This window comes from Pseudomonas sp. N040 (assembly GCF_015637705.1).
Lineage (GTDB): Bacteria > Pseudomonadota > Gammaproteobacteria > Pseudomonadales > Pseudomonadaceae > Aquipseudomonas.
Map to the genome: position 1 here is coordinate 13,551 of NZ_JADOBE010000003.1, position 21,402 is coordinate 34,952.

Annotated in this window: 19 protein-coding genes and 1 tRNA gene; 18 read left to right on the forward strand and 2 right to left on the reverse strand. The window is 60.2% G+C overall.

Features of this window, described 5'->3' with window-relative positions:
• Positions 1-3: 3 nt before the first annotated feature.
• Genes carB through ISX93_RS05555 form a run of 3 tightly spaced genes read left to right on the forward strand, consistent with a single transcriptional unit; the run spans position 4 to position 4,125 of the window.
• Positions 4-3,225 (forward strand): carbamoyl-phosphate synthase large subunit, encoded by a 3,222-nt coding sequence (gene carB, locus ISX93_RS05545; protein WP_195777724.1) that lies wholly within the window; start codon positions 4-6, stop codon positions 3,223-3,225.
• Entirely contained in the window at positions 3,222-3,698 is a 477-nt protein-coding gene (gene greA, locus ISX93_RS05550; RefSeq protein ID WP_195777725.1) for a transcription elongation factor GreA, read from the forward strand. The genes carB and greA overlap by 4 nt, the downstream gene beginning before the upstream one ends.
• A complete protein-coding gene (locus ISX93_RS05555; RefSeq protein ID WP_195777726.1) occupies positions 3,676-4,125 on the forward strand; it encodes a DUF4149 domain-containing protein in 450 nt (149 codons plus the stop codon). The genes greA and ISX93_RS05555 overlap by 23 nt, the downstream gene beginning before the upstream one ends.
• A gap of 25 nt (positions 4,126-4,150) precedes the next feature.
• Here ISX93_RS05555 and yhbY read toward each other — a convergent pair whose 3' ends face one another.
• Positions 4,151-4,465, reverse strand: coding sequence for a ribosome assembly RNA-binding protein YhbY (yhbY, locus tag ISX93_RS05560; protein ID WP_195777727.1), 315 nt, complete (start codon positions 4,463-4,465; stop codon positions 4,151-4,153).
• 74 nt (positions 4,466-4,539) lie between these two features.
• Here yhbY and rlmE point away from each other — a divergent pair, with 74 nt between their 5' ends.
• From rlmE to rsuA, 15 genes are all read left to right on the forward strand, one after another.
• Complete coding sequence (gene rlmE, locus ISX93_RS05565; protein ID WP_195777728.1) at positions 4,540-5,169, forward strand: 23S rRNA (uridine(2552)-2'-O)-methyltransferase RlmE; 630 nt, start codon at positions 4,540-4,542, stop codon at positions 5,167-5,169.
• A gap of 132 nt (positions 5,170-5,301) precedes the next feature.
• Positions 5,302-7,215 carry an ATP-dependent zinc metalloprotease FtsH gene (gene ftsH / locus ISX93_RS05570; protein WP_195778010.1) on the forward strand — a complete coding sequence of 638 codons (1,914 nt, stop codon included), beginning with the start codon at positions 5,302-5,304 and terminating at the stop codon, positions 7,213-7,215.
• Positions 7,216-7,224: 9 nt separating this feature from the next.
• Positions 7,225-8,076: a dihydropteroate synthase gene (gene folP / locus ISX93_RS05575; protein WP_195777729.1), complete on the forward strand. Its 852-nt coding sequence runs from the start codon at positions 7,225-7,227 to the stop codon at positions 8,074-8,076.
• A 17-nt stretch (positions 8,077-8,093) separates the two neighbouring features.
• A complete protein-coding gene (gene glmM, locus ISX93_RS05580; RefSeq protein ID WP_195777730.1) occupies positions 8,094-9,431 on the forward strand; it encodes a phosphoglucosamine mutase in 1,338 nt (445 codons plus the stop codon).
• 65 nt (positions 9,432-9,496) lie between these two features.
• Positions 9,497-10,252 carry a triose-phosphate isomerase gene (gene tpiA, locus ISX93_RS05585; RefSeq protein WP_195777731.1) on the forward strand — a complete coding sequence of 252 codons (756 nt, stop codon included), beginning with the start codon at positions 9,497-9,499 and terminating at the stop codon, positions 10,250-10,252.
• A gap of 3 nt (positions 10,253-10,255) precedes the next feature.
• Positions 10,256-10,642, forward strand: a complete 387-nt coding sequence (gene secG, locus ISX93_RS05590; protein WP_195777732.1) for a preprotein translocase subunit SecG — start codon at positions 10,256-10,258, stop codon at positions 10,640-10,642.
• Between the two features lie 7 nt (positions 10,643-10,649).
• Positions 10,650-10,735, forward strand: a tRNA-Leu gene (locus ISX93_RS05595).
• A 299-nt stretch (positions 10,736-11,034) separates the two neighbouring features.
• Positions 11,035-11,493 carry a ribosome maturation factor RimP gene (gene rimP, locus ISX93_RS05600; protein ID WP_195778011.1) on the forward strand — a complete coding sequence of 153 codons (459 nt, stop codon included), beginning with the start codon at positions 11,035-11,037 and terminating at the stop codon, positions 11,491-11,493.
• A gap of 47 nt (positions 11,494-11,540) precedes the next feature.
• Positions 11,541-13,022, forward strand: a complete 1,482-nt coding sequence (gene nusA / locus ISX93_RS05605; RefSeq protein WP_195777733.1) for a transcription termination factor NusA — start codon at positions 11,541-11,543, stop codon at positions 13,020-13,022.
• 23 nt (positions 13,023-13,045) lie between these two features.
• Complete coding sequence (gene infB / locus ISX93_RS05610; RefSeq protein WP_195777734.1) at positions 13,046-15,559, forward strand: translation initiation factor IF-2; 2,514 nt, start codon at positions 13,046-13,048, stop codon at positions 15,557-15,559.
• A 108-nt stretch (positions 15,560-15,667) separates the two neighbouring features.
• Positions 15,668-16,069 (forward strand): 30S ribosome-binding factor RbfA, encoded by a 402-nt coding sequence (gene rbfA, locus ISX93_RS05615; protein ID WP_195777735.1) that lies wholly within the window; start codon positions 15,668-15,670, stop codon positions 16,067-16,069.
• Positions 16,070-16,073: 4 nt separating this feature from the next.
• On the forward strand, positions 16,074-16,991 hold the full coding sequence (gene truB / locus ISX93_RS05620; protein WP_195777736.1) for a tRNA pseudouridine(55) synthase TruB: 918 nt from the start codon (positions 16,074-16,076) through the stop codon (positions 16,989-16,991).
• Between the two features lie 128 nt (positions 16,992-17,119).
• Positions 17,120-17,389: a 30S ribosomal protein S15 gene (rpsO, locus tag ISX93_RS05625; protein WP_195777737.1), complete on the forward strand. Its 270-nt coding sequence runs from the start codon at positions 17,120-17,122 to the stop codon at positions 17,387-17,389.
• A 183-nt stretch (positions 17,390-17,572) separates the two neighbouring features.
• The gene (gene pnp, locus ISX93_RS05630; protein ID WP_195777738.1) at positions 17,573-19,678 is read left to right on the forward strand and encodes a polyribonucleotide nucleotidyltransferase; all 2,106 of its coding nucleotides are present in this window, start codon (positions 17,573-17,575) and stop codon (positions 19,676-19,678) included.
• Between the two features lie 94 nt (positions 19,679-19,772).
• Entirely contained in the window at positions 19,773-20,465 is a 693-nt protein-coding gene (rsuA, locus tag ISX93_RS05635) for a 16S rRNA pseudouridine(516) synthase RsuA (protein ID WP_195777739.1), read from the forward strand.
• 288 nt (positions 20,466-20,753) lie between these two features.
• Here rsuA and ISX93_RS05640 read toward each other — a convergent pair whose 3' ends face one another.
• Positions 20,754-21,398 (reverse strand): two component system response regulator, encoded by a 645-nt coding sequence (locus ISX93_RS05640; protein WP_195777740.1) that lies wholly within the window; start codon positions 21,396-21,398, stop codon positions 20,754-20,756.
• Between the last annotated feature and the right edge of the window lie 4 nt (positions 21,399-21,402).

Below are 21,402 nucleotides of genomic sequence, written 5' to 3' on the forward strand. Positions count from 1 at the left end.
CCCATGCCAAAACGTACAGACATCAAAAGCATCCTCATCCTCGGCGCCGGCCCCATCGTCATCGGCCAGGCCTGCGAGTTCGACTACTCCGGCGCCCAGGCCTGCAAGGCGCTGCAGGAAGAAGGCTTCCGCGTCATTCTGGTGAACTCCAACCCGGCCACCATCATGACCGACCCGGCCATGGCCGACGCCACCTACATCGAGCCGATCAAGTGGCAAACCGTGGCCAAGATCATCGAGAAGGAGCGTCCGGACGCCCTGCTGCCAACCATGGGTGGCCAGACCGCGCTGAACTGCGCGCTGGATCTGGAGCGCCACGGCGTGCTGGAGAAGTTCGGCGTCGAGATGATCGGTGCCAACGCCGATACCATCGACAAGGCCGAAGACCGCTCGCGCTTCGACAAGGCGATGAAGGACATCGGCCTGGCCTGCCCGGTGTCGGGGATCGCCCACAACATGGAAGAGGCCTATGCGGTCCTCGATAAAGTCGGCTTTCCCTGCATCATCCGGCCGTCCTTCACCATGGGCGGCACCGGCGGCGGCATCGCCTACAACCGCGAAGAGTTCGAGGAAATCTGCGCGCGCGGCATCGACCTGTCGCCAACCAGCGAGCTGCTCATCGACGAGTCGCTGATCGGCTGGAAGGAATACGAGATGGAGGTGGTCCGCGACAAGAAGGACAACTGCATCATCGTCTGCTCGATCGAGAACTTCGACCCGATGGGCGTGCACACCGGCGACTCGATTACCGTGGCCCCGGCACAGACCCTGACCGACAAGGAATACCAGATCATGCGCAACGCCTCCTTGGCGGTGCTGCGCGAGATCGGCGTGGAAACCGGCGGTTCCAACGTGCAGTTCGGCATCTGCCCGAATACCGGGCGCATGGTGGTGATCGAGATGAACCCGCGCGTGTCGCGTTCCTCGGCGCTGGCCTCCAAGGCTACCGGCTTCCCGATCGCCAAGATCGCCGCCAAGCTGGCCGTCGGCTACACCCTCGACGAGTTGCAGAACGACATCACCGGCGGCCGCACTCCGGCCTCGTTCGAACCGGCCATCGATTATGTCGTGACCAAGATCCCGCGTTTCGCCTTCGAGAAGTTCCCCAAGGCTGACGCCCGTCTGACCACCCAGATGAAATCCGTCGGTGAAGTGATGGCCATCGGCCGCACATTCCAGGAGTCGATCCAGAAGGCCCTGCGCGGCCTGGAAGTTGGCGCCGCGGGCTTCGATCCGAAGCTCGACCTCGATGATCCGGAGGCCATGAGCATTCTCAAGCGTGAGCTGATCGTGCCCAGCGCTGACCGCGTGTGGTATGTCGCCGATGCCTTCCGTGCCGGCAAGACGGTCGCTGAAGTATTCGAGCTGACCCGCATCGACGAGTGGTTCCTGGTGCAGATCGAAGACCTGGTCAAGGACGAGGAGCGGGTCAAGACCATGGCCCTGTCGGCGATCGACAAGGACTCGATGTACAAGCTCAAGCGCAAGGGTTTCTCCGATGTGCGCCTGGCCAAGCTGCTCGGTGTCTCCGAGAAGAGTCTGCGCAGCCACCGGCACAAGCTCAAGGTGCTGCCGGTGTTCAAGCGCGTCGATACCTGTGCCGCCGAATTCGCCTCCGACACCGCCTACATGTACTCGACCTACGAGGAAGAGTGCGAAGCCAACCCGACGGCGCGCGACAAGATCATGATTCTCGGCGGCGGCCCCAACCGTATCGGCCAGGGTATCGAGTTCGACTATTGTTGCGTGCATGCCGCGCTGGCGCTGCGTGAAGATGGTTACGAGACCATCATGGTCAACTGCAACCCGGAAACCGTGTCCACCGACTACGACACCTCCGATCGCCTGTACTTCGAGCCGGTGACCCTGGAAGACGTGCTGGAAATCGTCCGCGTCGAGCAGCCCAAGGGGGTGATCGTGCAGTACGGTGGCCAGACGCCACTGAAGATCTGCCGGGCCCTGGAAGAAGCCGGCGTGCCGATCATCGGTACCTCGCCGGACGCCATCGACCGCGCCGAAGACCGCGAGCGCTTCCAGCAGATGGTGCAGCGCCTCGGCCTGCGCCAGCCGGCCAACGCCACTGCGCGCAGCGAAGACGAAGCGCTGGCGGCCTCGAAGGTTATCGGTTACCCACTGGTGGTGCGCCCGTCCTACGTGCTGGGCGGCCGGGCGATGGAGATCGTCTACCAGGAAGACGAGCTCAAGCGTTACATGCGCGAGGCGGTGAAGGTCTCCAACGACAGTCCGGTGCTGCTCGACCACTTCCTCAACTGCGCCATCGAGGTGGATGTGGATGCGGTGTGTGACGGCCAGACCGTGGTGATCGGCGCCATCATGCAGCACATCGAGCAGGCTGGCGTGCACTCCGGTGACTCGGCGTGTTCGCTGCCGCCGTACTCGCTGCCGATGCATATCCAGGACGAGATCCGCGAACAGGTCAAGAAGATGGCCTTGGAGTTGGGCGTGGTCGGCTTGATGAACGTGCAGATGGCGGTGCAGGGCGAGGATATCTTCGTCATCGAAGTGAATCCGCGCGCTTCGCGTACCGTGCCCTTCGTCTCCAAGTGCGTCGGTGTGTCACTGGCCAAGGTGGCCGCCCGGGTCATGGCCGGTATGTCCCTGGCCGATGCCGGCTACAACAAGGAAATCATCCCGCCCTATTTCAGCGTCAAGGAAGCGGTGTTCCCGTTCTCCAAGTTCCCTGGCGTCGATCCGATTCTCGGGCCGGAGATGAAGTCCACTGGCGAGGTGATGGGGGTTGGCGACAGTTTTGCCGAGGCTTTCGCCAAGGCCCAGCTGGGCGCCAGCGAGATCCTGCCGACCGCCGGCTGTGCCTTTATCAGCGTGCGCGAAGACGACAAGCCATTCGTCGCGCAAGTGGCGCGTGACCTGGTCGGGCTGGGTTTCGAAGTGGTGGCCACGGCGGGTACCGCACGGGTCATCGAGGCTGCCGGACTGCCGGTGCGCCGTGTCAACAAGGTGACCGAGGGGCGCCCGCACGTGGTCGACATGATCAAGAATGATGAAGTCACGCTGATCATCAACACCACCGAGGGTCGCCAGTCGATTGCCGACTCCTATTCGATCCGGCGCAACGCCCTGCAGCACAAGATCTGCTGTACCACCACCATTGCCGGTGGCGAGGCGATCTGCGAGGCGCTCAAATTCGGTCCGGAGAAGACTGTGCGGCGTCTGCAGGATCTGCACGCAGGAATCCCCGCATGAATAAATACCCGATGACCGTTCAGGGCGCGCGCGCCCTCGAGGAAGAACTGCAGCACCTTACCAAGGTGGTGCGGCCCAAGCTCAGCCAGGACATTGGTACCGCCCGCGAGCTCGGGGATCTCAAGGAAAATGCCGAATACCATGCCGCGCGCGAACAGCAGGGCATGGTCGAGGCGCGGATCCGTGATATCGAAGGGCGCCTGCAGAATGCCGTGGTGATCGATGTCAGCACGATTGCGCACACCGGCAAGGTGATCTTCGGCACTACGGTGGAGATCGCCAATTGTGATACCGATGAAAGCGTGACTTACCAGATCGTTGGTGAGGATGAAGCGGACATCAAGCTTGGCAAGATTTCGGTTGGCTCACCCATCGCCCGCGCCCTGGTGGGCAAGGAAGAGGGTGACGTGGTGACCGTCAAGACCCCCAGCGGTGTAATCGAGTACGAGATTGTCCAGGTCCGTCATCTTTAAGCAGCCACCAGGCGCGGCATTTATCAGTTGGCAGCTGGCCCAGACTTTCTGGGTCGGTGGCCTGTGGCTGCTGCACTTCGTGCTGCTGCCGGCACTCGGCAAATATGGCCTGGCGCCCTTGCTGGTGTCGGAGGTGGGGCGGGCGCTGAGCAGTCTGCTGGTGGGCTTTGCCGCTTTCTGTGCACTGTTGCAGTTGCTGGTGCTGGTGCAGGTCGCACGGCCTTTCAGCATCTGGCGCGATACTCGCGGGCAGTTGCTGCTGAGCGTGCTGGTTCTGGCCGTGGCCTATTTTGCCGTCAGCCAGTGGCTGCCGGAGGCACAGCGCTGGCTGCTGTTCAATTATCTGGTGCTGGCGTTCTGCGGGCTGTTGCTGGTGCTGCAGCCGATTCCTGGCGCTGGCGCTGAGCCCGGATCAGGCTTGCGCTGACCAGGGGCAGTCACGCGCTGCCGGATCAGAACGCCTTGAAGCGGCTGATATTGGAAAGGTTTTTGTTCGGGCGGGCATTCTTGCGGTAGATCAGGGCCATTTTGCCGATTGCCTGCACCAGCTCGCAGCTACTGTTCTTGCATAGCTCGTCGATAATGCTGCGGCGCTCATCGCGCTCGGTGATGCGGAACTGTACTTTGATCAGTTCATGGTCATTGATGGCGCGCTCGAGTTCGGCCATGACGCCTTCGGTGAGGCCGTTCTCGGCAACAATCAATACCGGCTTCAGGTGGTGACCGATAGATTTGAATTGCTTTTTCTGCTCTTGAGTGAGCGCCATAATCTGAATCCTTCATCTGAACCCGCAAAAACGCGGCGGCTAGTGTAACCGAGCCGACCCTTAAGAGGTATGTCGTGGTCCGCACCAAAAGTAGTCAGCGCTGGCTGAAAGAACATTTTGATGATCCTTACGTCAAGATGGCGCAGAAAGATGGTTATCGTTCGCGCGCCAGTTACAAGTTGCTGGAAATCCAGGAGAAGGATCGCATCTTGCGGCCGGGTATGACCGTGGTTGACCTTGGCTCTGCGCCTGGGGGCTGGTCGCAGGTGACCAGCCGGCTGATTGGCGGCCGTGGCCGGTTGATCGCCTCCGACATTCTGCTGATGGACAGCATTCCCGACGTCACCTTCATTCAGGGCGATTTCACCGAGGACGCGGTGTTCGGCCAGATTCTCGCGGCGATAGGCGAGCATCCGGTAGACCTTGTGATTTCCGATATGGCCCCCAACATGAGTGGAGTGAGGTCTGCGGATCAACCGCGGGCCATGTATCTCTGCGAGCTGGCGCTGGATCTGGCGACCCGGGTGCTGGCTCCGGGCGGTGATTTCCTGATCAAGATTTTCCAGGGCGAAGGTTTTGACCAGTACCACAAACAGGTGCGCCAGCTGTTCGACAAGGTGCAGATGCGCAAACCGTTGTCCTCGCGCGACCGCTCGCGCGAGCAATACATGCTGGCGCGCGGCTTTCGCGGCCAGGCTGACTGAAGGTTGCAAAGGGTTACAGAGTGCGCCTGCAGGGTGTGGCGCTTGTGTAGTAGCTTAGGCTTGTAACTATCAGAGTTGAGATGCGGCTTGCCGGTCGGCAGACGCTGCACAGAAGGTGACTAATTGAACGACATGGCAAAGAACCTGGTCCTGTGGCTGATTATCGCAGCCGTCCTGGTCACGGTGATGAACAACTTCTCCGGCAAGGCCGAAAAGCAGCGGCTGAACTATTCGGAGTTCATCGAGCAGGTCAAGGAAGGCAAGGTCGAGCAGGTAACCGTGGATGGCTATGTCATCAGCGGCAAGCGCGCCGATGGTTCAACCTTCGAAACCATTCGCCCGGCGATTCAGGATAACGGCCTGATTGGCGACCTGATCGACAACAAGGTCACGGTGGTTGGCAAGCAGCCGGAGCAGCAGAGCATCTGGAGCCAGTTGCTGGTTGCCAGCTTCCCGATTCTGGTGATCCTCGCCGTGTTCATGTTTTTCATGCGGCAGATGCAGGGCGGCGCCGGTGGCAAGGGCGGGCCGATGAGCTTTGGCAAGAGCAAGGCGCGCCTGCTCTCCGAGGATCAGGTCAAGACCACTTTCGCCGATGTCGCCGGTTGTGACGAGGCCAAGGAAGAGGTCAGCGAACTGGTCGAGTTCCTGCGTGATCCGGGCAAGTTCCAGCGCCTGGGCGGGCGGATTCCGCGCGGCGTGCTGATGGTCGGCTCGCCGGGTACCGGCAAGACACTGCTGGCCAAGGCGGTTGCCGGCGAAGCCAAGGTGCCGTTCTTCACCATTTCCGGTTCCGACTTCGTCGAGATGTTCGTGGGTGTGGGCGCCAGTCGCGTCCGCGACATGTTCGAGCAGGCCAAGAAGCACGCTCCATGCATCATCTTTATCGACGAGATCGATGCGGTCGGCCGTCATCGCGGTGCCGGGATGGGCGGTGGGCATGACGAACGCGAGCAGACGCTCAACCAGCTGCTGGTCGAGATGGATGGCTTCGAGATGAATGACGGTGTCATCGTCATCGCCGCGACCAACCGTCCGGATGTACTGGATCCTGCCTTGCTGCGTCCCGGCCGGTTTGACCGGCAGGTGGTCGTTGGTCTGCCGGATATTCGCGGTCGCGAACAAATCCTCCAGGTACACATGCGCAAGGTGCCGATGGGCGAGGATGTGCAGGCGGCAGTGATTGCCCGTGGCACGCCGGGCTTTTCCGGTGCCGATCTGGCCAACCTGGTCAACGAGGCCTCGCTGTTCGCTGCGCGCGCCGGCAAGCGCGTGGTCGAGATGAAGGAGTTCGAGCTGGCCAAGGACAAGATCATGATGGGCGCAGAGCGCAAATCCATGGTCATGTCTGACAAGGAAAAGCTCAATACGGCTTACCACGAGGCTGGTCACGCCATTGTCGGACGCCTGGTTCCCGAGCATGACCCGGTGTACAAGGTGTCGATCATTCCGCGCGGGCGGGCACTGGGCGTGACCATGTTTTTGCCCGAAGAGGATCGCTACAGCCTGTCCAAGCGGGCGCTGACCAGTCAGATCTGCTCGCTGTTCGGTGGCCGGATTGCCGAAGAAATGACCCTGGGCTTCGATGGGGTTACCACCGGTGCATCCAACGACATCATGCGCGCTACCCAGCTGGCCAAGAACATGGTCACCAAGTGGGGCCTGTCCGAGAAGCTCGGGCCGATGATGTACGCGGAAGAAGAGGGTGAGGTTTTCCTCGGCCGCAGCATGGGGACCCAGCACAGCAATGTTTCTGCCGATACAGCCAAGCTGATCGATCTGGAAGTGCGCAGCCTCATCGATCATTGCTACGGAACCGCCCGGCAGATCCTCGCGGACAACCGGGAAAAGCTGGATCTGATGGCTGAGGCCTTGATGAAGTTCGAAACCATCGATGCGGACCAGATCGACGACATCATGAATGGTCGGCCTGCGCGTGAGCCCAAGGACTGGACCGGGGGTGACGCTGGTGTCGTTGCTGGCAAGCCTAAAGGCGCTGAGTCCGGGCCTGAAGCGCCCATAGGTGGTCCGGCGGGCGAGCACTAAGGCGCTGCCATGAAACAGCTGCAATCTCCCGCGCGATTGTCATGTGGCAGTCGCGTTCTTGATCTGTCCTGTCCGCAGGTGATGGGAATCCTCAATGTAACCCCTGATTCGTTTTCCGATGGCGGCTGCTTTGTCGTTCTCGACAAGGCGCTGCGGCATGCCGAGGCAATGGTTCTCGCCGGTGCGACACTGGTGGACGTCGGCGGCGAATCAACCCGGCCCGGCGCGCGCCAGGTGTCTGCTGGCGAAGAGCTGGATCGGGTGTTGCCGGTAATCGAAGCCATTGCCAGTCGACTGGATGTGATTATCTCGGTGGATACTTCCACGCCGCTGGTCATGCGCGAAGCGGCGCGTCTGGGGGCGGGCCTGATCAACGATGTGCGCGCCTTGCGGCGCGACGGGGCGTTGCAGGCGGCGGCCGACTCGGGTTTGCCGGTGTGTCTGATGCACATGCGCGGCGAGCCGGGCGATATGCAGCAGCAGGTACACTACGACGACCTGCTGGGCGAGGTGCGGGATTTTCTGCAGCAGCGGGTGGGGCTGTGTGTCGAGGCGGGCATCCCGGCTGAGCGGATCCTGCTGGATCCGGGCTTCGGTTTTGCCAAGACCCAGGAGCAGAACCTTAGCCTGTTCAAACACCTGGATTGCCTGCAGGAGCTGGGTCATCCGCTGCTGGTGGGCGTCTCGCGCAAGAGCATGATCGGCAAGGTGCTGGAGCGGGAGGCCGATGGCCGGCTGTTTGGCAGTCTGGCCCTGGCGGCCTTGGCGGTGGCGCAGGGGGTCAGTATCCTGCGCGTGCACGATGTAGCGCCGACGCTGGATGTGGTTCGCATGGTTGGCGCGGTAATGTCGGCACGATAATAAAAAAGGAAGTGGTCATGAGCAGAAAATATTTTGGTACCGACGGTATTCGCGGTCATGTAGGCCAGTTTCCGATCACCCCCGATTTCATGCTGAAGCTCGGCTGGGCTGCCGGGATGGCCTTTCGCAAGAAGGGCAGCTGCAAGATCCTGATCGGCAAGGACACGCGCATTTCCGGATACATGTTCGAGTCGGCGCTCGAGGCAGGACTGTCGGCCGCTGGCGCGGATGTAATGCTGCTCGGGCCGATGCCTACCCCGGCCATCGCCTACCTGACCCGAACCTTTCATGCAGATGCCGGCATTGTCATCAGCGCCTCGCATAATCCGCATTACGACAACGGCATCAAGTTCTTTTCCGGCCAGGGCACCAAGCTGCCGGATGACATCGAGGCGATGATCGAGGAATTGCTTGATCAGCCAATGACGGTGGTCGACTCGGCGGACCTGGGCAAGGTTTCGCGCATCAATGATGCCGCGGGTCGCTACATCGAGTTCTGCAAGAGCAGTGTGCCTGCGGGTACCGATTTTGCCGGCCTAAAGCTGGTGATCGATTGCGCCCACGGTGCAGCCTACAAGGTGGCGCCCAGTGTTTTTCGTGAACTCGGCGCGCAAGTGACCACGCTCTCCGCGCAACCCAATGGGCTGAATATCAACGATGACTGCGGATCGACGCATCTCGGCGCCTTGCAGGCGGCAGTCCTGAACCAGCAGGCCGATCTGGGCATCGCCTTTGACGGTGATGCGGACCGGGTACTGATGGTCGACCGTCACGGCCAGATCGTGGATGGCGATGATCTTTTATTCCTTATCGCCAGGGACCTGCACCTGCGTGGCAAGCTGCATGGAGGGGTGGTTGGTACCCTGATGAGCAACCTGGGGCTGGAGCTGGCTTTCAAGGATCTGGGTATCCCGTTTGTGCGCGCCAAGGTGGGTGATCGCTATGTGATGAGCGAGTTGCTCGCCAGGGACTGGCAGCTGGGTGGGGAAAGCTCGGGGCATATCGTCTGCTGCCATTTCACTACGACAGGTGACGCGATAATTGCTGCGTTGCAGGTTCTGATGGCCCTCAAGCGCTCGGGTGTAAGTCTGGATGAGGCTTTGCAGGGGCGCAGCAAGTGCCCGCAAGTACTGATAAACGTCCGTTTCAAGGGAGATGTGGATCCGGTTGCGCATCCATCGGTGGTGCAGGCCTGCGAAGAGGTAACCGCGAAAATGGCTGGGCGCGGCCGGGTCTTGCTGCGCAAGTCCGGTACCGAGCCCTTGGTGCGGGTAATGGTGGAAGGCGATGACGCGGCGCTGGTGCAGCGCTATGCCGAAGACCTGTCCAAGGTGGTAATCGCGGTATGTGGTTGATTCGGCTTGCCACTGGCAGGGTGCTTGGGTAACATCTGCGCCCACTTTGATCGGCGAGGTTCAGCATGCGTCGCGCCATGGTAGCTGGTAACTGGAAGATGCATGGTACCCGCGCCAGCGTATGTGAGCTGACCGGCGCGCTTGCGGTGCAGGACCTGCCTGCCAATGTTGATGTGGCGGTGTTTCCTCCCAGCCTGTTCATAGGCCAGGTCGTCGAAGCGCTGGCGGGAAAGTCGATTGCCATAGGTGGACAGAACTGCGCGACGCAAGTCGAGCAGGGTGCGCTGACCGGCGAAATCGCTTCATCCCAGCTGGTGGATGCGGGCTGTGAGCTGGTGCTGGTCGGGCACTCCGAGCGTCGCCTGATTCTTGGCGAGAGTGATCAGGTGGTGGCGCAGAAGTTTGCCGCTGCGCAATTGGCGGGTCTGGTTCCGATCTTGTGTGTCGGCGAGACGCTGGAGCAGCGCGAGGCGGGGGAAACCCTGCAGGTAATCGCCAGGCAGTTGGCGGTAGTGATACGGGTGTCAGGTGTTGCCGCGATAGCCAAGGCGGTCGTGGCATATGAGCCGGTATGGGCGATCGGGACCGGTCTTACGGCAACTCCCGAGCAGGCTCAAGAGGTTCATCAGGCGATTCGCAGGCAGTTGGCTGCGGAAGATGCCGAAGTGGCGCAAGCCACAAGAATTCTGTACGGGGGCAGTGTCAAGGCCGCCAATGCTGCCGATTTGTTCGGCATGCCGGATATCGATGGGGGGTTGATTGGTGGTGCCTCCCTCAATGCGAATGAGTTCGGTGCGATTTGTCGTGCCGCAGGAAGTTGAGAAATGCTTGAGTCTGTAGTTATCGTTTTCCATCTGTTGGCCGCGCTGGGTGTGGTTGTTCTGGTGCTGTTGCAGCAGGGCAAGGGTGCAGATGCGGGTGCCTCGTTTGGTTCCGGTGCGTCTGCAACTGTTTTCGGAAGTCAGGGATCCTCTACTTTCCTGAGTAAATTTACTGCTATACTTGCGGCCGTTTTTTTCGTTAGCAGTTTGGGTCTTGGGTATTTCGCCAAGGAAAAGGCGCAAGGATTGGCTTCGGAAGGCTTGCCTTCACCGGCAGCCCTCGAAATTCCTCAGGAACAACCAGCTGCCAGCGATGTGCCGGTGCTGCAGTCAGAAACGAAGCCGGCCGGTGATGCGGCAGATGTTCCGGCAGCGCCAGCGCAACAGTAAAAGTTTTGCCGAGGTGGTGGAATTGGTAGACACGCTACCTTGAGGTGGTAGTGGCCTTAGGCTGTAGGGGTTCGAGTCCCCTCCTCGGTACCAATCAACGACAAAGCCCGCCTAGTGCGGGCTTTGTCGTAGTGGAGTGTTCGGTTGACCATGGTGATGGTCTGGCCGTATACTTTGGCCCCAGCTTTGTTGTGGGGTGGTAGTTCCGGGTCGCTGGTCGGGCTTGATGCTCGGGAGTGATCGGTACGCTGGCTCTTCAAGCAGTGGTTTCGGAGCCCCTCTTTAGGGGCTTTTTGTTAGCTGCACAGTCTGTTGCCGGCTTTTTTCAGGCAGCGTGAATGGATGGGCGTTTCGCCCATTTTTTATTTATAGAGCATGCGCGAGGGGGTCGGGTGTCGAGCAAGCTGGAACAGTTGCAAGCCTTGTTGGCTCCAGTCATCGAAGCGCTCGGCTACGAATGCTGGGGCTTGGAGTTCCTGTCGCAGGGGCGTCACTCCTTGCTGCGTATCTACATTGATCATCCCAACGGAATTCTCGTTGAAGATTGCGAGAAAGTGAGTCGACAGATCAGTGGCGTGCTTGATGTGGAAGACCCCATCAGCAACGAGTACACGCTTGAGGTTTCTTCGCCGGGCATGGATCGGCCGCTGTTTACGCTTGAGCAGTTTGCCAAGCATGCCGGCGAGCTGGTGAAGATAAAGTTGCGTTCACCCTACGAAGGGCGGCGCAATTTCCAGGGTTCCCTTCGGGGGATCGAAGAGCAGGATGTGGTGGTACTGGTGGACGATCACGAGTATCTGTTGCCGATCGATCTGATCGATAAGGCCAACATCATTCCCCGTTTTGATTAAGACGCGGATTCCGCGGATCCAATGGATTGCGAAACACGAGGCGTACAATGAGCAAAGAGATACTGCTGGTTGTTGAGTCGGTGTCCAACGAAAAGGGCGTACCGGCTAGCGTAATATTTGAAGCGCTTGAGCTTGCGTTGGCGACAGCCACCAAGAAAGGTTATGACGACGAAGTCGAGTTGCGTGTCGACATTAATCGGCAGACTGGTAACTACGAAACCTTCCGCCTGTGGAGTGTCGTTGAAGAGTCTGAGCTGGAAAACGATCAGACCCAGCTGACGGTCGAGCAGGCTCAGGCGTTCAAGGCCGGTGCCAAGGCTGGCGATGTAGTCGAGGAGAAAATTCCCTCGATCGAGTTCGGCCGGATCGCGGCACAGACTGCCAAGCAGGTTATTGTGCAGAAAGTCCGGGAAGCCGAGCGCGCCCAGGTAGTGGATGCCTACCGTGACCGGATTGACGAGATCATTTCCGGGACGGTCAAGAAGGTCACCCGCGACAGCGTGATCGTCGATCTGGGTAACAACGCCGAGGCCCTGTTGGCTCGCGAAGACATCATTCCGCGCGAAACCTTCCGTGTCGGTACCCGGGTGCGTGCCCTGCTCAAGGAAATTCGCAGCGAAAACCGCGGTCCGCAACTGATCCTTTCGCGTACAGCGCCGCAGATGCTGGTCGAGTTGTTCCGCATCGAAGTGCCGGAGATTGCCGAAGAGTTGATCGAGATAATGGCGGCAGCCCGTGACCCGGGTTCGCGCGCCAAGATTGCCGTGCGCTCCAAGGACAAGCGAATTGATCCGCAGGGTGCCTGCATTGGCATGCGCGGTTCGCGCGTTCAGGCAGTATCCGGCGAGATCGGTGGCGAGCGCGTGGATATCGTCCTGTGGGATGACAATCCTGCCCAGTTCGTCATCAACGCCATGGCTCCGGCGGAAGTTGCCGCCATTATCGTTGACGAAGATACCCACACGATGGATATCGCCGTAGCCGAGGATAACCTGGCGCAGGCGATTGGACGTGGTGGTCAGAATGTGCGCCTGGCCAGTCAGCTGACCGGCTGGACGCTCAACGTAATGACCGAGTCGGATATCCATGCCAAGCAGCAAGCAGAAACTGGCGACATCCTTCAGCATTTCGTAGAAGAGCTGGATGTCGATGAAGAGCTTGCCCAGGTCCTGGTGGATGAAGGTTTTACCAGTCTCGAAGAAATCGCTTATGTGCCGATGGAAGAGATGCTCAGCATTGACGGCTTTGACGAGGATATCGTCAATGCGTTGCGTGTTCGGGCCAAGGATCGCCTCCTGACCAAGGCCATCGCCAAGGAAGAAATCCTCGCGGATATCCATCCGGCGGATGACTTGCTGGCCCTGGACGGCATGAGTAATGAACTGGCGGTGGAACTTGCCCAGCGTGGCGTAGTAACCCGTGAAGATTTGGCCGAGCAGTCGATTGATGACCTGCTCGACATAGGCGGTATCGATGCAGATCGTGCCGGCAAGCTGATCATGGCCGCCCGAGCCCATTGGTTCGAATAGTTGCGGCCACAGGAGAGAAGTGCATGACGCAAGTCACGGTGAAAGAACTGGCCCAGGTGGTCAACACGCCCGTGGAACGCCTACTGCAGCAGATGCAAGAGGCAGGTCTGCCGCACGCCAGTGCCGATCAGGTTGTCACTGACAACGAGAAGCAGGCACTGCTTGCGCATCTCAAGGGCAGTCACGGCGAAAAGGTAGAAGAGCCGCGCAAGATCACCTTGCAGCGCAAGACCACCTCCACGCTGAAGGTGGCTGGTAGCAAAACGGTCAGCGTGGAAGTCCGCAAGAAGAAAACCTACGTCAAGCGCAGCCCTGCCGAGCTTGAGATCGAGCGTCAGCGTGAGCTGGACGAGCAGCGCGCCAACGAAGAGGCTGCCCGCGTCCAGGCAGAAATTGCCGCGCAGCAACAGGCCGCAGCCGGGGCCAAACCGGTCGAGCCAGAAGTGGTGGCTGCGCCGGTAAGCGCTGCAGTGCCTTCGGACGAGATGGTTCTGCAAGGGGTGGTGGATGCTGTCGCTGTTGACATCAAGCCGGAAGATCGCAAGAAGGTTGAAGAAGTTCGCCGTCCGGAACGTGCGCGTACCGACGATGAAGAGCGTCGTGATCGCAAGCATGCCCAGCATCGGCCTTCGGTAAAGGAAAAAGAAAAAGTTCCGGCACCTCGCGTTGCTCCGCGTACCACCGAAGACGAAAGCGACAGCTTTGGTCGTCGCGGTGGTCGTGGCGGCAAGTCGAAGCTGAAGAAACGCAATCAGCATGGGTTCCAGAGCCCAACAGGACCCATAGTGCGAGATGTAAACATCGGTGAAACCATCACTGTGGCCGAACTGGCCGTGCAGATGGCGGTTAAAGGCGCCGAAGTTGTGAAGTTCATGTTCAAGCTGGGCACCCCAGTGACCATCAATCAGGTGCTGGATCAGGAAACTGCCCAGCTGATCGCCGAAGAGTTCGGCCACAAGGTCAGGCTGGTCAGCGAGAATGCCCTGGAAGAACAGCTGGCCGAGTCGCTGAAGTTTGAAGGCGAGGAGTTCCATCGTGCGCCGGTAGTGACCGTGATGGGTCACGTCGACCACGGCAAGACGTCCCTGCTCGACTACATTCGTCGCGCCAAGGTGGCGGCTGGCGAAGCGGGCGGCATTACCCAGCACATCGGTGCATACCACGTCGAAACCGACCGTGGCATGGTGACCTTTCTTGACACCCCGGGCCACGCAGCGTTTACCGCCATGCGTGCCCGTGGCGCCAAGGCCACCGATATCGTGATCCTGGTCGTGGCTGCGGACGACGGCGTCATGCCGCAAACCGAAGAAGCCATTCAGCATGCCCGCGCTGCCGGTGTGCCGCTGGTGGTGGCGATCAACAAGATCGACAAGCCGGGTGCGGATCTCGATCGCATCAAGAATGACCTCGCGGCGCGAGATGTGATTCCGGAAGACTGGGGTGGCAACACGCAGTTCATCTCCGTGTCGGCCAAGCTCGGTACTGGTGTCGATGAGTTGCTTGAGGCTGTCCTGCTGCAGGCCGAAGTCCTCGAGTTGAAGGCTACTCCTTCCGCGCCGGGTCGCGGTGTGGTGGTCGAATCGCGTCTGGACAAAGGTCGTGGCCCGGTGGCCACCGTGCTGGTTCAGGATGGCACCTTGCGGCAGGGCGATATGGTTCTGTGCGGGGTCAACTTTGGCCGCGTGCGCGCCATGCTTGATGAGAACGGTAAGCCGGTCAAGGCTGCCGGCCCGTCGATTCCGGTCGAGATTCTCGGTCTGGATGGCACGCCGGATGCTGGTGACGATCTGACCGTGATTTCCGACGAGAAGAAGGCGCGTGAAGTGGCCTTGTTCCGCCAGGGCAAGTTCCGCGAAGTCAAACTGGCTCGCGCACACGCCGGAAAGCTGGAAAATATCTTCGAAACCATGGGCCAGGACGAGGTCAAGAGCCTCAATATCGTGCTCAAAGCCGATATGCGTGGTTCCCTCGAAGCCCTTCAGGGGGCGCTTGCAGGTCTCGGCAATGATGAAGTCCAGGTGCGCGTGGTTGGCGGCGGCGTAGGTGGCATTACTGAAAGTGATGTCAATCTGGCGCTGGCTTCGAATGCGGTAGTGTTCGGCTTCAACGTGCGTGCCGATGCCGGTGCGCGCAAGCTGGTCGAGCAGGAATCGCTGGACATGCGCTACTACAACGTCATCTACGACATCATCGAGGACGTCAAGAAGGCCCTGTCCGGCATGCTCGGCAGCGATGTTCGCGAGAACATCCTGGGTATCGCCGAAGTGCGTGACGTGTTCCGCTCGCCGAAGTTCGGCGCGGTTGCCGGCTGCATGGTGACCGAGGGGCTGGTGCATCGCAATCGTCCGATCCGCGTCCTGCGGGATGACGTGGTGATCTTCGAGGGCGAGCTGGAATCCCTGCGCCGCTTCAAGGACGACGTTGCCGAAGTGCGTGCCGGCATGGAGTGCGGTATCGCGGTGAAGAGCTACAACGACGTTCGGGTTGGCGACAAGATCGAAGTGTTCGAGAAAGTCCAGGTGGCTCGCAGCCTCTAAGGCGCGAAGTTGCAACATGCAGCGCCCGATCTGGCTCAAGCCGGATCGGGCGTTTGCCGCTTATGAGTCACCTGCCCGCAAGGCAGTTGGCGCTTACAGGTAGTTGAAATGCCGAAAGAATATAGCCGTACCCAGCGTATCGGTGACCAGATGCAGCGTGAGCTGTCGCAATTGATCCAGCGCGAGATCAAGGATCCGCGCCTGGCGCTGGTGACCATCACCGCCGTCGAGGTCAGTCGTGATCTTTCCCATGCCAAGGTGTTTGTCACCGTGCTCGGCCAGTCGGATGAGGGTGATCCGGTGGAGAAGAACCTGCACATCCTGCAGGATGCTGCCGGTTTCCTGCGCATGCATCTGGGCAAGTCGATGAAGCTGCGCAGCGTGCCGCAGCTGCATTTCCACTACGATGCCAGTATTCGTCGTGGTGTCGAGCTGTCAGCGCTGATCGAGCGTGCGGTGGCCGAAGATCGCCAGCATCTGGGCGACGCCGAGGCCGAAGCCAAGGAGTAGTGGCGTGGTTCAGGTGAAGAAGATACGGCGGCCGGTGAGCGGCATTCTGGTGCTCGACAAGCCTCTGGGGCTGACCTCGAACGCCGCCCTGCAGAAGGTCCGCTGGCTGCTCAATGCGGAAAAGGCCGGGCATACCGGCAGCCTCGACCCGCTGGCAACCGGGGTTTTACCGCTGTGTTTCGGTGAGGCTACCAAGTTTTCCCAGTACCTGCTGGATGCTGACAAGGGCTACGAAACCCTCATGCAACTGGGCGCGACCACCACGACCGGCGATGCCGAGGGTGACGTGCTGGAGCGGCGGCCGGTGACGGTCGGTGCGGCCGAGATCGAGGCCGTGCTGCCGCAGTTCCGTGGAGACATCCAGCAAGTGCCGCCGATGTACTCGGCACTGAAGAAAGACGGCCAGCCGCTGTACAAGTTGGCACGTGCAGGAGAAGTGGTGGAGCGCGCGGCGCGATCTGTTACAATCTCATGCCTCGAGCTGCTTGGCGTTGAAGCGGATCAGGCCCGCTTGCGGGTTGCCTGCAGCAAGGGAACCTACATCCGGACCCTGGTCGAAGACATTGGTCGGGTGTTGGGCTGTGGTGCGTATGTTGCTGCGCTGCGTCGAACCCAGGCCGGACCGTTCAGCCTGGCCCAGGCAGTCAGCCTGGAACAGTTGGAACAGGTGCATGCCGAGGGTGGTTCTGCGGCAGTGGACCAGTTCCTGCTGCCGGCCGATAGCGGCTTGCAACACTGGCCGCTGCTGCAGTTCAGCGAACACAGCGCCTATTACTGGCTGCATGGTCAGCCGGTTCGCGCGGCGGATGGGCCCAGGTTTGGCTGGGTACGAGTACAAGATCATCAAGGACGGTTCATCGGTATCGGTGAAGTGTCCGAAGACGGGCGCATAGCGCCACGTCGACTGATTCGGTCCGAGTGACCGTAGAACCGCCACCAGCCTCTGGCTGGTGGCGGTTTGCTACAGAGGGTGGCTTTCAGCAGGCACGGTCATTCCTCTTTTTAAAACACGGGAAGCAATTCCCGGCCTGTTCACTCAAGGAGCCCATCATGGCACTGAGCGTTGAAGAAAAAGCCCAGATCGTAGGCGAGTACCAGCAAGCTGTTGGCGATACCGGTTCTCCGGAAGTGCAGGTAGCCCTGCTGACCGCCAACATCAACAAGCTGCAAGGCCACTTCAAGGCCAACGGCAAAGATCACCACTCGCGTCGTGGTCTGATCCGCATGGTCAACCAGCGTCGCAAGCTGCTGGATTACCTGAAGGGTAAGGACACCACTCGTTACAACGCCCTTATCGGTCGTCTGGGTCTGCGTCGTTAAGACGTGGCTCAGGCTGGAAGCTGGAAATCTGGAAGCACAGGTCGGGTTTGCCCCGGCCTGTGCTTTCGGCTTTCCGGCTACCGGCTTTTTTACCCGGGCAGCTGAGCGGCCGATTCCCCTGACTGCCCAAGAATTCTGCAACAACCTGTTTCCCCAAAGGCAACCAAAGAGAAGGAAAACACCGTGAACCCGGTCATCAAGAAATTCCAGTTCGGTCAGTCGACCGTCACCCTCGAAACCGGCCGCATCGCCCGTCAGGCCAGCGGCGCCGTATTGGTCACCGTCGATAACGACGTCAGCGTGCTGTGTACCGTGGTCGGTGCCAAGCAGGCCGATCCGGGCAAGGGCTTCTTCCCGCTGTCCGTGCACTACCAGGAAAAAACCTATGCTGCCGGCAAGATCCCCGGCGGCTTCTTCAAGCGTGAAGCGCGTCCTTCCGAGAAAGAGACGCTGACCTCGCGCTTGATCGACCGGCCGATCCGTCCGCTGTTCCCCGAGGGCTTCATGAACGAAGTCCAGGTCATCTGCACCGTGGTTTCCACCAGCAAGAAGACCGATCCGGACATCGCCGCGATGATCGGCACCTCCGCCGCCCTGGCCATTTCCGGGATTCCCTTTGATGGCCCGATCGGTGCCGCGCGCGTGGCTTTCCATGAAAGCACCGGCTATTTGCTGAACCCGACTTACGAGCAGCAGAAAGCTTCCAGCCTGGACATGGTCGTGGCGGGCACCAAGGACGCCGTGCTGATGGTCGAGTCGGAAGCCAAGGAACTGACCGAAGACCAGATGCTCGGTGCCGTGCTGTTTGCCCATGAAGAATTCCAGGCGGTGGTCAAGGCGGTAACCGAGCTGGCTGCCGAAGCGGGCAAGCCTCGCTGGAACTGGACTGCACCGCAGGAAAACAGCGAACTGCTGAACGCCATTCGCAGTGAGTTTGGCGAAGCGATTTCCCAGGCCTACACCATCACCGTCAAGCACGACCGCTACGATCGTCTGGGTGCGCTGCGTGACCAGGCGGTTGCCAAGCTTTCCGGCGCTGAAGGCCAGCCTTCAGCCGGCGAGGTCAAGGACGCTTTCGGCCTGATCGAATACCGCACCGTGCGCGAGAACATCGTCAACGGCAAGCCACGCATCGACGGTCGCGACACCCGCACCGTGCGCGGCCTGAACATCGAAGTCGGCGTGCTCGACAAGACCCACGGTTCGGCCCTGTTCACCCGCGGCGAAACCCAGGCCCTGGTAGTTGCCACCCTCGGTACTTCGCGTGACGCGCAGCTGCTCGACACCCTCGAAGGCGAGCGCAAGGATCCCTTCATGCTGCACTACAACTTCCCGCCCTATTCGGTCGGCGAATGTGGGCGCATGGGCGCTACCGGTCGCCGCGAGATCGGTCACGGCCGTCTGGCCCGCCGCAGCGTTGCCGCCATGCTGCCCTCGGCTGACGTGTTCCCTTACACCATTCGCGTGGTTTCCGAGATCACCGAGTCGAACGGTTCCAGCTCCATGGCTTCGGTGTGCGGTGCCTCCCTGGCGCTGATGGATGCCGGTGTGCCGATGAAGGCGCCGGTAGCCGGTATTGCCATGGGTCTGGTCAAGGAAGGCGACAAGTTTGCCGTTCTGACCGACATCCTTGGTGATGAGGATCACCTGGGCGACATGGACTTCAAGGTTGCCGGTACCGCCAAAGGCGTTACTGCCCTGCAGATGGACATCAAGATCCAGGGCATTACCGAAGAGATCATGGAGATCGCTCTGGGTCAGGCACTCGAAGCGCGGCTGAACATTCTTGGTCAGATGAATCAGGTACTCGCCCAGTCGCGTACCGAGCTGTCGGCCAATGCGCCAACCATGATTGCCATGAAGATTGATCAGGACAAGATCCGTGACGTGATCGGCAAAGGCGGCGCGACCATTCGTGCCATCTGCGAGGAAACCAAGGCTTCGATCGATATCGAAGACGACGGCTCGATCAAGATCTTCGGCGAATCCAAGGAAGCGGCAGAAGCAGCCAAGCAGCGCGTTCTGGGGATCACCGCAGAAGCCGAGATCGGCAAGATCTACGTGGGCAAGGTTGAGCGCATCGTCGACTTCGGCGCCTTCGTCAACATCCTGCCGGGCAAAGACGGTCTGGTGCATATCTCGATGCTGAGCGATCAGCGTGTCGAGAAAGTCACCGACATTCTGAAAGAAGGTCAGGAAGTGAAGGTGCTGGTACTGGACGTGGACAACCGCGGCCGTATCAAGCTGTCGATCAAGGATGTTGCAGCAGCAGAAGCTTCCGGCGTTTAACGCGGCAAGCGGACTGTAAGAAGGGCCCTTCGGGGCCCTTTTTCATGCTGGCTCCGGCCAACTGTTCACAGAAAATACCGAGAACTCTTAATCCATGCGTCTCGATAAATTTATTGCCCAAACTACCGATCTGTCGCGCGCGCTGGTGAAGCTAGCCCTGAGAAACAAGCGCGTTATGGTCAATGGCGAACAGATCAAAGATGCCGGCTTGCACATAAGTCCGTGCGACACCGTACAGCTTGACGGTGCAACGCTGAAACCGCTCGGTCCACGCTATTTTATGCTTCACAAACCCGTGGGATACGTATCCGCCACTGTCGACAGTGACCATCCGACGGTACTCGATCTGCTCGATGAGCCCAACAAACAAACCCTCCATATCGCGGGACGCCTGGATATCGATACCACGGGGCTGGTGTTGATCACCGACGATGGCCAGTGGAGCCATCGCGTAACCGCGCCACGCCGTGAATGCCTGAAAACCTATTACGTCACACTGGCAACGGCGTTAGCCGGCGATGCGGAAGACAAGCTGCAGGCAGGCCTATTGCTCAGCAGTGAGAAAAGCCTGACCAGACCCGCCACGCTGGAGCGCTTGCCCGCCAATCAAGTGCGACTGACGATCAGTGAGGGCAAATATCATCAGGTTAAGAGAATGTTTGCCGCACTCGACAACCGTGTCATCCAACTGCACCGCGAACGCATCGGCGATATCACCCTGGACGACTCACTGGCAGCAGGTGAATATCGCCCATTGACTGAAGCCGAAATCAACAGCATCCGCTAACAACGACAACTGCTTATCCGGCGCAGCGCGGTTCATTCCGCCCGGCTCCATGCCGCTTTGCGGTGTTTCTCATACACATCATTTACCCTGCGCAGCACCGGCCGGTTGCGCCAGCTCTTGATCGGCAGGCCTGATCGACAGGTTTCCACACAGCCTGTGCGGGACCCCGCAGTTTGCCGGAAGGCCGCCGGCACAGGCGGAGGCTTGATAATGATCCGGCCTGTTGTGTTGCACGGAGCCAGCCTGGGCTGCCTGTTGCCGGGGCTGGCCGGATGCTGCCGGCGCAACTCATGCTTGCTCCAGTACACCCAGCCGGTAAGCCCACTGCGTCAGGTCGGCGCCGTTGTGCGCGTCGAGCTTCTTCATCAGGTTCAGGCGATGGGTTTCAACGGTCTTCAGGCTGATGCACAGCAGCTCGGCGATGTCGCGGTTTCGTGAACCTTCGGCCACCAGTTTTAGCACCTGGCGCTCGCGCTCGGTCAGGGTGATACCACTGCTGCTGCCGGTTTCGCTGCGTAACGCACGCACCTGCTCAACATCCAGCTGGCCGTCAATGAACGTGCGGCCCGCACGCACGTCTTTGATCGCGCCGAGCAAAATGTCCCGGTTGCTGCGCTTGAGCAGATAGCCCTGAGCGCCGGCTTCCAGTGTCTGTACCGCATTGTGTTCGGACACGTTGGAGGTTAATGCCAGAATACGGATCTGCGGCCAGCGCTTGAGGATCATGCTGACCGCGGATACGCCATCGAGCAGCGGCATGTTCAGATCCATCAGCACCAGATCAGGCTGCAGGGCGCGACACTGGGCGATGGCTTCATGACCGTTTTCCGCTTCGCCGACCACTTCAAGGTCTGGCACGCCGGCGAGCAGTGCGCGCAGACCCTCGCGGATCATCTGGTGATCATCCACCAGCAGAATTCGGCATACGGGCATTTCG